Origin of the sequence: Niastella vici (assembly GCF_002077945.1) — a bacterium.
Taxonomy (GTDB): Bacteria; Bacteroidota; Bacteroidia; order Chitinophagales; family Chitinophagaceae; genus Niastella; species Niastella vici.
In genome coordinates this window covers 58123-69976 of sequence record NZ_LVYD01000074.1, presented here as the reverse complement: position 1 = coordinate 69976, position 11854 = coordinate 58123, and the positions used below count along the sequence as shown (strand labels likewise).

The 11854-nt window shown below is 39.0% G+C and carries 12 protein-coding genes; 11 read left to right on the top strand and 1 reads right to left on the bottom strand.

The window, feature by feature from the left end:
* The 11 genes from A3860_RS31715 to A3860_RS31665 all read left to right on the top strand — a co-directional run.
* Window positions 1-572, top strand: a 572-nt coding sequence (locus A3860_RS31715) for a hypothetical protein (RefSeq protein WP_216823555.1), incomplete at its 5' end; no start/stop codon positions are given.
* Window positions 573-611: 39 nt separating this feature from the next.
* Window positions 612-974, top strand: coding sequence for a helix-turn-helix domain-containing protein (locus A3860_RS31710; RefSeq protein WP_081154372.1), 363 nt, complete (start codon window positions 612-614; stop codon window positions 972-974).
* 50 nt (window positions 975-1024) lie between these two features.
* Complete coding sequence (locus A3860_RS31705) at window positions 1025-1381, top strand: helix-turn-helix domain-containing protein (protein WP_081154369.1); 357 nt, start codon at window positions 1025-1027, stop codon at window positions 1379-1381.
* Between the two features lie 294 nt (window positions 1382-1675).
* Complete coding sequence (locus A3860_RS31700; RefSeq protein ID WP_081154367.1) at window positions 1676-2563, top strand: glycosyltransferase family 2 protein; 888 nt, start codon at window positions 1676-1678, stop codon at window positions 2561-2563.
* Between the two features lie 107 nt (window positions 2564-2670).
* On the top strand, window positions 2671-3846 hold the full coding sequence (locus A3860_RS31695; RefSeq protein WP_143774361.1) for an acyltransferase family protein: 1176 nt from the start codon (window positions 2671-2673) through the stop codon (window positions 3844-3846).
* A 69-nt stretch (window positions 3847-3915) separates the two neighbouring features.
* Window positions 3916-4827, top strand: a complete 912-nt coding sequence (locus tag A3860_RS31690; RefSeq protein ID WP_081154361.1) for an AraC family transcriptional regulator — start codon at window positions 3916-3918, stop codon at window positions 4825-4827.
* Between the two features lie 53 nt (window positions 4828-4880).
* Window positions 4881-6449: a hypothetical protein gene (locus A3860_RS31685; RefSeq protein WP_143774360.1), complete on the top strand. Its 1569-nt coding sequence runs from the start codon at window positions 4881-4883 to the stop codon at window positions 6447-6449.
* Between the two features lie 64 nt (window positions 6450-6513).
* Complete coding sequence (locus A3860_RS31680) at window positions 6514-8061, top strand: hypothetical protein (RefSeq protein ID WP_081154355.1); 1548 nt, start codon at window positions 6514-6516, stop codon at window positions 8059-8061.
* Between the two features lie 16 nt (window positions 8062-8077).
* A complete protein-coding gene (locus A3860_RS31675; protein ID WP_143774359.1) occupies window positions 8078-8545 on the top strand; it encodes a MauE/DoxX family redox-associated membrane protein in 468 nt (155 codons plus the stop codon).
* Window positions 8546-8577: 32 nt separating this feature from the next.
* Window positions 8578-10104 carry a hypothetical protein gene (locus tag A3860_RS31670; RefSeq protein ID WP_081154352.1) on the top strand — a complete coding sequence of 509 codons (1527 nt, stop codon included), beginning with the start codon at window positions 8578-8580 and terminating at the stop codon, window positions 10102-10104.
* A 23-nt stretch (window positions 10105-10127) separates the two neighbouring features.
* Window positions 10128-10622, top strand: a complete 495-nt coding sequence (locus A3860_RS31665) for a peroxiredoxin family protein (protein ID WP_081154349.1) — start codon at window positions 10128-10130, stop codon at window positions 10620-10622.
* A 792-nt stretch (window positions 10623-11414) separates the two neighbouring features.
* Here the strand turns inward: A3860_RS31665 and A3860_RS31660 are convergent.
* Window positions 11415-11840 carry a hypothetical protein gene (locus tag A3860_RS31660; protein ID WP_081154346.1) on the bottom strand — a complete coding sequence of 142 codons (426 nt, stop codon included), beginning with the start codon at window positions 11838-11840 and terminating at the stop codon, window positions 11415-11417.
* Window positions 11841-11854: the final 14 nt, after the last annotated feature.

Here is an 11854-nt window from a genome sequence, read left to right as displayed (position 1 = left end):
AATCTTTGATTAAAGACGCAACGCTTGTGCAACGTTGTAAGTTCAAAGTTAAACTGGTAACCGGCTTGCCGGCAACCCGTATCAGTTCTTTATTACCTGCAAAAAAACAACCCTTGACAAAGGCTGCACGTCATATTTATCAATTCCTCGACGATTACCTGGGCATCTACGACAACCCCCAGGGAATAGAGTTTTGTATGAACAATGACGATACGGTATTTGTGATCCTTCCCCTGAACCCGCCCCCCGAACCCTGGATAGATTTTGGTTACATGTATCCCAGCACCGCCTTCAGCAAATTTGTACGCGACTTCCAATTCGCGGGTACCCTTGGACTAAAAAGACTCACCGCTGCCAATTTAGAGAGCATGTACCAGGCAGGCAAGGTGGAAATTTACTGTACCATTGTTGTACAGGTCATATTCTATTGCCTGTATTTCCGGCTCACGAAACACAATACGATGATCGTACGCGATGATTACGACAATGAGCATGAGGTGGGCGAGGTATTTCATTCACCCATCCAATTTATGGAGTACACGCAAAACCACTGGCTGCTTAAAGAAGGATAGCCCCAACGGACCCAACCATTTACCATTAAACCGACCACCATGACGAATGAAAAAAAATTCAGGAAGCATGTAATTAAAGCCGCAGGCACTTACAAAACACTTCTTGACGATCACTGCGCCCTGGGCGACAAAGTCGCCGAATTATCCTCCTTATTAGGCATCAGCCGCAATGTATTACAACAAGCATTTAAAAAACAGTATGGCAAGGGTGTGCGCGATTACAAGCTCATGACCCGTATGGAGCGCGGCCGCCAGTTGTTACAGGAAGGTAAGGATGTAAAGGCTATTGCCCTTGCATTAAACTACTCTAAACCACGAGCTTTTACTACAGCGTTTAAAAAGTATTTCGCAATTACCCCAACAGATTTCGTTAAGCAATTGCGTATCCTAAAAAAAACATAAGCATTCCAGCTGCTTTCTATTTTATTTTTTGATACATAAAACCTTGTCCAATGATCAATAATGCAAACAAACCTCTTTCGAGATATGTGAAACTTGCCATTGTGGGTATCAAGCTGCATATTGACGAACATCCGCTTCAATACAGAACCACCGAAGAATTGCTTGATCATTTAAAAACGCCCAACCGCTGTACTATAGAAAAAGCGTTTAAGGATTATTATGGATATGGTATTAAAGAATACCAGGTTCGGCAACGCCTGGAAGCCTCTAAAAAGTTCCTGGAGCAGGGAATGACCAAAAAACTGGTGGCATTGAAATGTTTTTATAAAGGTCAGGATAGCTATTGCAGAGCGTTCAAGCAGGCGTTCAAACTAACACCAACGGAATGGCAAAACCGATATGCATAATATAACAGCCATGAACAATCATAAATGCAAAACAATGCTGCAAAAAAGCAAAACATTACATCAAAAATGTCAAATTGCGTGATTTAACTTGCATATAGAATAAAAGAAACAGAACACGCACTGATCCTTCTACCAAAAAGATATAGAGACATTCCTGAACAAACGAATTTAAAGGATAAGGTTTTACTCCGGTCCGCCACGGTATTCCTGCCGAGGCTCATACGGAAACCTGTTCGCATATAAGCGGCAAAAGAGCCGCATGCACATATTCACAAACTATTAAACCTTGGTTCTATGCAGCAATCAATCAGTACAATAAATACACCTACACCAGCCCCTGCATTAAATCAATTAAGCAACCAGGAATCAGAAACGAATAATCAGCAGCCAACAACGGCTGACTTACAAACCACAACAATAAAGAAACTCTCGATCATCATCCCCGCTTATAATGAAGAAAAAACCATTACGTTGATACTGGACCGTATCAATGAAGTAAAGCTGATACGCAATATTGAGAAGGAAGTGATCATTGTAAATGACTGCAGTAAAGACAACACCGAAGCAGTTATACAGAATTATATTAGTAACAGTGTCAACCTTACTATCAATTACTTTAAATATATAAAACACGAGGTAAACCAGGGGAAAGGTGCGGCGATCCATACGGGTATTGCCCAGGCAACCGGCGAGTATCTGTTGGTACAGGATGCCGACCTCGAATATGATCCGGGCGAGTACAATACGCTCTTGAAACCCATTGTACTGGGCTCGGCAGATGTGGTATACGGCTCACGCTTTATGGGCGGCAATCCACACCGCATCCTATTCTTCTGGCACTCGATCGGAAATAAATTTTTGACTTTCCTAAGTAACCTATTCAGCAACCTGAACCTGACCGACATGGAAACGGGTTATAAGCTATTTAGAACAGACATTATACAACGCATTTACCTGCACGAAAATCGTTTTGGGTTTGAACCGGAAGTAACTGCCAAGATAGCGATGGTACCAGGCATACGGATCTATGAAGTAGGCATTAGTTACTACGGCCGCACATTTGCCGAGGGCAAGAAGATTGGCTGGAAGGATGGGTTCAGGGCGATCTATTGCATACTAAAGTATTCGTTGTTTAATAACCAGCTATTTATACCTAAAGAGGAAAAAGTTCTTAGTCCTTAAGCAATACACGCATATAATTTATTGAATTCATACTAACAGCACAAGCTGTATTTATAACATCGTCCGCTAAGTCTGGCGAAGGCGGCTCACTATTGACTATTATCATCATGAAACTTAACTCCATACAATTTTTGAGGGCAGTAGCGGCTTTGCTGGTGGTGTATGAGCATTCGATGGATGTGCAGATGAAATTCGGCAAATCCTGGGAGCAAAACATTTATCATTTAAAAGGATTTGGCTGTATTGGGGTTGATCTATTCTTTGTGATCTCAGGTTTTATCATCACGTATGTAGCGAATAGATACAGAGGTATTGCTCAAGGCTTTCAATTTTTGGAAAAACGCTTTTACCGGATAAACCCGGTATATTATATTGCAACTATACTTTGTTTAGGTGTTTATTTGTTGCAATTAAACGTTAACCACACTTCCATTGATAGCACATTCAGGAAAACAATGAGTTCCTTATTGGATTCTTTATTAATATTCCCAACTTCGGGAGACATTGATTTCTTTGTTCCGTTGTTAATCGTAGGCTGGACCTTAAGTTTTGAATGGTTATTTTATATCTTCTTCTTTTTCCTGATCCTATGCAATATCAAACGCAAAGCAATTTATTTATCCAGCCTGATTTTATTATTAATAGGAACTGGGCAATTATTACAATCTGAAGACTTGCGGCTACAATTTATAACAAATCCGATCATGCTTGAGTTTGTTTTGGGTGTCATTATTTGCCAGTTGTACTTAAACAATATTAAAATACCCTCATGGATGGCCGCCGCCGGGCTGGCAGCTGGACTCATTAGCTATGGCCTGCTCATCCGTTTTGGGTATGGCAATGTATGGTATTACCTAGACACAATAAGTGGCAAAGCTAGTCTGAATAAATTCCTATTATGGGGCCTCCCCAGCGGTTGTATTGTAACCGGTTGTGTATCTCTGGAAAAGAATGGTAAATTAAGTTGGCTCTTTAACAACCGGTGGTCGTTACTGCTGGGCGACGCTTCATATTCACTATACCTGATCCATTATATCGTACTTAATGCACTATTCACCATGTATTTTAAAACCAAATTCTTTTTAAATGGAGATGCAATGATCTGGTTACAGTTAATTGTCGCCACTATCATCTCGGTTGTGTTTTACAAACTGATTGAAACGCCTTTATTGAAATTAATGCATAAACATAGCATTATAGATAAACTTATAACAAGCAATTCCAAGGTAGAATCTGCAAAGAAAAAAGGAATAATTCAGCAAGCCGAACCAGTAATAAGCTAAGACAGTCATGCTTAAGCGGGAATATAAAATATTGAGCACCTACTAACGATAAATATTTAGATAAAAAAAATGAAACCGATCGTTCAACAACTACCATTTCGACCAAACAGATCCTTTATTGCCGGGGCTTATAATTTGTCACAATTCGAAACAAGCTTGCATCAACACCCAGCTTACGAACTGATCCTGTTTACATCAGGCAATGGAAATGGGTATATTGGAAAGTATGTAGGCACGTTTGAACCGGGGGATGTATATCTACTGGGCGCAGATCTTCCACATTGCTTTCAACCCGTTAATAACATCACAGCCATTGTCATTCATTTTAAAGCAGACTGCCTGGGAAGCCATTTTTTTAATCTGCCGGAATGTCAGCATTTCATGAACCTTTTGGATCAGGCTAAGCATGGACTCAAAATCACTGTAAACTCACAAGACAAGTTACAGCTATTAATGCAGTCCTTTGAAACGGCAACAGATGGTGACAGAATAATACTACTACTACAATGCCTACAAACATTAGCAGTTAAAAATAAATATTTTACTTTATCTAAAGAAAGTAACAAAACGCTAAACGCAACAAACAACGATTGTATTGACAGGATAATCAAGTACACTACCAGCGCATTCAAAGAGCAGGTCACGTTATCTAAAGTAGCAGCCATTGCCTGTAAAAGCATCCCCTCATTTTGTCATTATTTCAAAACCTGCACCCAAAAAACCTATTTCAATTATTTAAATGAGGTACGGATAGCCTATGCCTGCAGCCAACTATTACAAACTGACAAACCTGTAGTTGACATCGGGTACGAAAGTGGTTATAATACTGTAGCTCATTTTCACCGCCAATTTCTTCGGTTCAAAAAAACCACACCTTTACAATACCGAAAATTGTTTTCAACAACAGCAGCCAAGACTATTATGAAAATGAGCACTCCATTATATGACTGCAACAAACTGACACTTACCATAGCCGGATGAATTTTAATGACATTAATGTGATCAGCAAATTAAAATATCACAAATTGAAACACATGACCCATCCTGAGCAAATATTGATAGCGAAGCCAACCTTCAAACTATTTCTGTTTCATAATAAGCGAAACAGACTCATTCTATATTTAAGTGCAGCAGCTATTATTACACAGTTCGCAATATTCAAATATTTATACCCATTCGCAAGTTATATTCACGGCGATTCATTTTCGTACCTAGGAGCCGCAGCTAATAATCTAACTCTCAATACTTACTTAATCGGCTATTCCAAATTCCTGCGAGTGTTTAACACATTTGCGAAGCCTGATTATACATTGGTAGCCTTTCAATATCTTTTTATCCAATCTAGTGTACTATTCCTGCTATTTTCCATTTTCTATTTCTATAAAACCGGCCAAATTATACAAAACATTTTATTATGCTTCATGGTGTTTAATCCCCTGTTTTTACACCTCGGAAATATGGTAAGCAGCGATGGAGTATTCCTGGCACTCAGTTGTACCTGGTTTGCTCTATTATTGTGGATTATTCATCAGCCTACTAAAAAAATCATATTCTGGCAGGCAATTATACTACTTATTGCATTCACTATGCGCTACAATGCACTGATTTATCCATTTATTGCAGGAGTTGCGTTCTGGCTGTCAGCTTTACCTTGGAAAAAAAAGCTGGCAGGTGTTGGATTGGGCTTGACATTGTGTGGCTTATTTGTTGGATTCACAATGTACCAATACAAAAAATTGACGGGCTATTGGCAGTACTCGCCATTTAGCGGCTGGCAATTTTCGAACAACGCTATGTATGCATATCGAAGTGTTGATAGTGCCGACCGCAAACCTGTACCTGATAAATTCAGGGCACTTGACAACAGGATACGAAACTTTTATTACCAAACAAAAAACAAGGCAAAATTCCCCACTGAACAAGCCGAAGCAAGTACATTTTATATGTGGAGTCCTTCAATGCCATTGATGCAATATCGTGACAGTTTATTTAGGAAAACTAAAGACTCGTTGGCCGAATTTAAAAAATGGGCCAGTATGGGGCCATTTTATAAAGAATATGGCCTCTATATTATCCGTAAATACCCGGGGCATTTTCTGATGCATTTCGTTTGGCCCAATTCGCGTAAATATTATGCACCGCCAATTGAATTTTTGGAAGAATACAATGGTGGCAATGATTTAGTCAACATGGGAACTAAAGAATGGTTTGGGTACAAAAGCCCAAAAGTAAAAGTGAGAATGGGAAACAAAAAAGTATGGGTACTTAATTTTTATCCCATACTCAGTGGCATTATCAATATTGTCATGCTTTTTGGGCTTTTTTATTACATGCTATTAAAAGGCTGGCAATACAATTCAACATTTAATAAAACCATTATTATGGCAGGTGCTGTATGGCTCATCAATGCCTGTTTTACCATCTTCGCCTCTTCGGCTGCCTTGCGATTTCAGTCATTTCCAATCATTCTTACAACCACATTTGCTTTGTTACTAATAGACTGGATGATACAATTAATGCGAAGTATGCAACTAGAAGCAAAAAGTAAACAGAAAGCTGTTCTTGGTTTAGATAACGATATTAAAGAAAGTGTACTAGCATAAGACCCCAAGTTTCATATAATTAACGCCCAATACATCTGTTCACAAATCTGACAAGGAAAGTCATATGAAAGATTCACCCAACAACGAACAAACTTTTATTAATTTTCTGTTCTATAACCGGCGCAATAGAATCGTACTATGCCTGGCAGCTATAGCAGTAGTGATACAGTTCATCGTATTCAAATACCAATTTCCTTTTGCCAATTTTTTATACGATGATTCATTTCAATACCTGGAAGATGCTACCAGCAACCCTGTCATTAGTATACATCCAGTAGGGTATGCCCGTTTCCTTCGCTTAATAAGCATATTTACATATTCTGATACTATTCTAGCAGCAACGCAATACCTGTTATTGCAAGCTAGTGGCTTGTTCCTCCTGTTTACGCTTTTTTATTTTCACAAACTGGGAAAATGGCTTCAATATTCATTAATTATATTCATAGTCATCAATCCCTTGTTTTTGCAACTGGCCAACCTAGTGAGCCGGGATGCCTTTTTTGCGAGCCTCAGCATGAGCTGGCTAGCCTTGATGTTATGGATCATTCACAAGCCATCTACCAAAAATATTATCTGGCATACACTTGTTGTATTTATAGCATTCACAGTACGATACCAAGCCATCATCTATCTATTTATTGCGGTAATGGCTTTTATACTTAGCAATATTCCATTACGCAAAAAACTGGCTGGCGCCAGCGCAGGAATATTGCTTTGCGCTTTGCTTTTTTGTTACCAAGGATTTCAATTCAAAAAAATCGCCGGGCATTGGCAGCCTGCGCCTCTATTTGGTTGGCTGCTGGCTAACAATGCCATTTATATGTACAAGCATATACCTTACAACGAGCGAAAATTGGTAGACATTCAATATAAAGCTCTCGACAAAACAGTACGCCGCTATCTGAACTCTACTATGAATGTAAAGTTTTATCCGTGGGAAATAAACGAAGCTGACGATGTATACCTATGGCAGCTTAACTCTCCATTGTTGAAATATGCAGACACTTCATTTAAACGGGTCAATGACTCCCTTGCCAGTCAACAAAAAAAATGGGCCACAATGGCAAACTATTATGAAGCTTATGGAATTTATTTGATTAGGAAATATCCAGTACAATACCTTTCCTATTACGCCGGACAAGGCGCCAAAAAATATTTTTTTCCCCCAGTTGAGTACCTGGAAATATACAATAATGGCGTTATGAATATTCCAGACCGGGCTAAGAACTGGTTCCGGTATAAAAGCAACAAGATAATGTTTAGAGGAGGCAATAACATTGCACCTTTTATTAGCCTCTATTCATATCTCAATAGTATTATGAATACAATTTTTCTCTTCGGATTACTGTATTATTTTATATTGAAAGGCTGGCAACAGTATAAAACTTTCCACAAAACGCTACTGTTTACAGGGAGTTTATGGATAACCCATGCTTTGTTTACCATCTTACTAACTACTTCGGCTTTGCGACTAAATATCTTTCCACTCATTCTTAGCACCATAATGACTTTGACGTTAGTCGACTGGATGTTAGAATTTATAAAGCAGGCAAATCCTGAAGGCAAGGGCAAAGCAGGATATAAACCCAATCATATACAAGTAATAGCTTGATCTATAATAGGAACTTATGAAAAGAAGAACAACAATAATAGAAACCATTATATTCCTTTATACCTTTCTATTTCTGTATACAGGCATCAGCAAACTGATAGCATATGATGTATTTCGGGAAAACATTTCCGATTCACCCATCCTGGCCCCATTTGCGACACCAATTGCGTGGGGGTTGCCCTGGCTTGAATTTGGCATTACAATATTGATGATCATTCCCCGCTGGCGGCTAAAGGGTTTATATGCCGCGCTTGTAATAATGGCATTATTTACAGTTTATGTAATAGCCATTTTAATATTCGATCAGGAACTGCCGTGTAGCTGTGGGGGTATCATACAACAACTATCCTGGCCGCAACATCTTATTTTTAACGGTATGTTCATTGTATTAGCCGCTTGGGCTCTGATATTGCAAAAAAGAGAAAAAAAGCAGCAACAAATAAACTGGTTCAATCAATACCCATTGCCCAATCATGAAAACTAATATAAAAGACAATCAAACCGAATCAATGATCAATGTTATTTAAACAAACTATATCAACGCTGCCGTATAATCAATGGCTCACAAACGACACGGAAAATAAACGGCTGTTAAGATTTTGCGCCATCGTAATGATCATTTCATTTGCATGGATAAAGTACGTGTATCCTTATCCCAATTTCATGCCACCAGATTCGTTTTCCTATATTAAAGCTGCGGCTGACAATGAATTTATTAACATGTGGCCAATAGGTTATTCGAAGTTCCTGCGTTTGATTAGCGTTTTTACTCATTCAGACATAACATTGGTGACATTGCAATATTTTTTACTAATTGCCAGCGTTCTTTATTTCCTATTTACAGTCCGCTACCTTTTATCACCAGGTAAATGGCTATTTAGGATTGTGTTTACAATTAGTATAGCCAATCCCTTACTTCCGCATATTGCCAATTTCGTATCAAGTGATTGTTTATTTGCCAGTCTGAGTCTGACCTGGTTTACCCAGTTATTATGGATACTATATAAACAAAAACTATTAATTATACATGCGGTTATTATAACACTGGCTTTAATGACCCGCTTTTCAGCCCTTTATTATCCGCTTGTCAGCCTGTTGATTATTTTCATAATACCTATGTCGACAAAAACAAGGAGACTAGGCATGTTCGCCATTATAATACTTCTTTTAGGCTTTATCAGCCGTACCCAATATGAATACAAGGTTAAAACTGGCACTGCCCAATTTTCTGCCTTTGGCGGCTGGCAACTGGCAGCGAATGCTTTATACGGCTATGCATATTCTCAGCGGGATGAAGAAAAAGATGTACCATATGAATTCAGGCTATTGCACAGCCTAGTGAACGATCACATGGATTCAATTCGCCATGCAAAAAACAGACCTGATAGTGAACCAGGAATATACTACTTATGGGATTTTAAATCGCCGCTGGTGATATATTTACACAGAAAAATACCGCCAAATAGCAAAATTCCTTACTTCTACGATTGGTCGACGGTGGCCCCATTATATGGTAAATATGGTCGCTGGCTAACTATGCAACACCCGGTTGCTTACTTAAAGCATTATGCCTGGCCCAATCTGTTGCGCTATTACAGCCCGCCGCCTTATTTTATGGGCGTTTATAATATGGGTAACAACTCGGTTGACCCAATTACTACTACCTGGTTCCAATGGAAAAATAACCGATTGTCGAACCGGTACAATGATGCGCAAATTCATATTATGAATGTATTCCCTGTTCTTTTGGCTATCATCAATCCGGCCTATATCGTTTGCATATTGTTTTTCTTCGCTTTTGGTGGCATTAGACACTGCAACAACACAGCAAAAAGAATAATCGCGTGTGTGTTACTAGTCTGGCTTAGCAATACCTTGTTCAGTGTGATATCTGCCCCTATTGAACTTCGTTACCAAATCTTTCCCATTGTAACGACCTTGCCGTTCTTTGTATTATTCCTGGCGTGGTTGATACAGTCGTTAATAATCGAATCAAAACCATATAAAAAGCATGGTTCGGCAATACCTAAACCTACTGTATAACATTTAACAACAAATTTAATCATATGAAACTATGCATTTTAATACTAACCATCGCATGTCTTGCCGGTTGTTATAGTTCAGAACCACAAAAAACCGGGAAAGAAGGTAAGCTCATGCCGGCGTTCAAAATCCTGTTAACAGACAGCATTACCTGGATCAATACCAGTACAGCTACAATGAATCAACCCATTGTCTTGTTCGATTTTAGTCCGTTCTGCCCCTACTGTAAAAAACAAACCAAAGAGATTATTGAAGACATTGACCAATTAAAAGGCATTCAGTTCTATTTTATTTCTTCTTTTCCGATATCGACTTTGAAAACATTTAACAAGCAATTTAAACTAGCTCAATATCCTAACATCACAATAGGCATGGATACAGCTAATACAATAGGCGATTATTTTGAAATAACAGGGGTACCGTATATGGCTATATATGGCAAGGACAAAAAACTGAAGAAAAGTTTTTTGGGCGGCAAACTGTACAGCAGCCAGATTAAAAAAATAGCAGAAGAATAAAATATTGCGCAATATGGCTTGTCCTGATCAGACAGCCAGCCCAGCTACAACGGATCTACAGCAAGGGCCCGCTGGAATCATGTTTAGTTGGTGAGAATGACCTCCTTCATTGAGGCTATGGTGGTCAAAGTGGGATAGCCGAAAACCACTATAACAGAGTAGGCAATTTGCCCATCGGGGTAACCTTGCCAACCCGAAGGCAAAAAGCGAAAAGATTGGCAGGGATTAAAACAAAGTTTAGCTTTTTGAATAATAAAAGCATTCTTTTATGAAAAGAGTAAAAATCATGCTATTGTCTCTTACATTATTAGCAATTGTAGGTGGAGCACTGGCTTTTAAAGCCAAATATAGTCAGGACTTTTGTACAACCACTACATATGTAGCTGGTGTATCAACCACTTGTCCGTTGACTTTAACACAATCCACGTCGACTACTTCTTTAAATATTCAAACATTTTACACCACACCGGCGCCAAATCTGGATTGCACATACAGAGATGCTAATGGGCAGAAACAAACTATCACATGTGACACCTGGACGTCTGTAATACACGACTAATCTAGAAGAACAGTGTTAAAAAAAAGAAGGGGGAGGAAAATCCCCCTTACTTTTAGTTTAATAATTAAACGGATATTTGTTTAATTTCGGTTTTTTTCCGATCACCTTATACGAACTAGCATTTTCTTTCCGAAATGGGCAATGAACCTGAAAGATGGTTTAAGCCATTTTATCTTTCGTTCCTTATGTAATTTCCAAAGCTGCGACTATCACCCAATCCCTTTATACTACCGTCACATTCGCAAAACGAATGAATGGAAGGTTATGAGCGAGCAGGTACAAAGTAGGCAATTTGCCACCGAGATAACCCTGCCAACCCGAGGGCAAAAAGCGAAAAGATTGGCAGGGCCGGCAGGATAAAAGAACAGTGACTTTGCTTTTTGGTAGTCCAGCTTTATCTCATATTCGAAAACATTCCCAAGCTGCTGCTCCCGACCATCTTCCTTATGTGTCTTATTTTTTGTCAGCTTGGGTTGTTTGGGTTTGAAGAAAAAGTCGAATTTGGGGTCTACACAAATGATGCCGATGGCGATCTTATCCATACCTTTTGGAAATTTATGATCCTTGAACTCACTCATCAGATACTGGGACAGTCCGACGAGGAGCGCGCTCCTTTTGGACAGATCGGGCGAAAGATTAAGACCTAATCCTATAGACATGGCTGATTATTGTT

Excerpts from the sequence above, each read along its gene's own strand:
- A3860_RS31710 (WP_081154372.1), top strand. The coding sequence starts at position 612 with ATGACGAATGAAAAAAAATTCAGGAAGCATGTAATTAAAGCCGCAGGC.
- A3860_RS31705 (WP_081154369.1), top strand. The coding sequence starts at position 1,025 with ATGATCAATAATGCAAACAAACCTCTTTCGAGATATGTGAAACTTGCC.
- A3860_RS31700 (WP_081154367.1), top strand. The coding sequence starts at position 1,676 with ATGCAGCAATCAATCAGTACAATAAATACACCTACACCAGCCCCTGCA.
- A3860_RS31695 (WP_143774361.1), top strand. The coding sequence starts at position 2,671 with ATGAAACTTAACTCCATACAATTTTTGAGGGCAGTAGCGGCTTTGCTG.
- A3860_RS31690 (WP_081154361.1), top strand. The coding sequence starts at position 3,916 with ATGAAACCGATCGTTCAACAACTACCATTTCGACCAAACAGATCCTTT.
- A3860_RS31685 (WP_143774360.1), top strand. The coding sequence starts at position 4,881 with ATGACCCATCCTGAGCAAATATTGATAGCGAAGCCAACCTTCAAACTA.
- A3860_RS31680 (WP_081154355.1), top strand. The coding sequence starts at position 6,514 with ATGAAAGATTCACCCAACAACGAACAAACTTTTATTAATTTTCTGTTC.
- A3860_RS31675 (WP_143774359.1), top strand. The coding sequence starts at position 8,078 with ATGAAAAGAAGAACAACAATAATAGAAACCATTATATTCCTTTATACC.
- A3860_RS31670 (WP_081154352.1), top strand. The coding sequence starts at position 8,578 with ATGTTATTTAAACAAACTATATCAACGCTGCCGTATAATCAATGGCTC.
- A3860_RS31665 (WP_081154349.1), top strand. The coding sequence starts at position 10,128 with ATGAAACTATGCATTTTAATACTAACCATCGCATGTCTTGCCGGTTGT.
- A3860_RS31660 (WP_081154346.1), bottom strand. The coding sequence starts at position 11,840 with ATGTCTATAGGATTAGGTCTTAATCTTTCGCCCGATCTGTCCAAAAGG.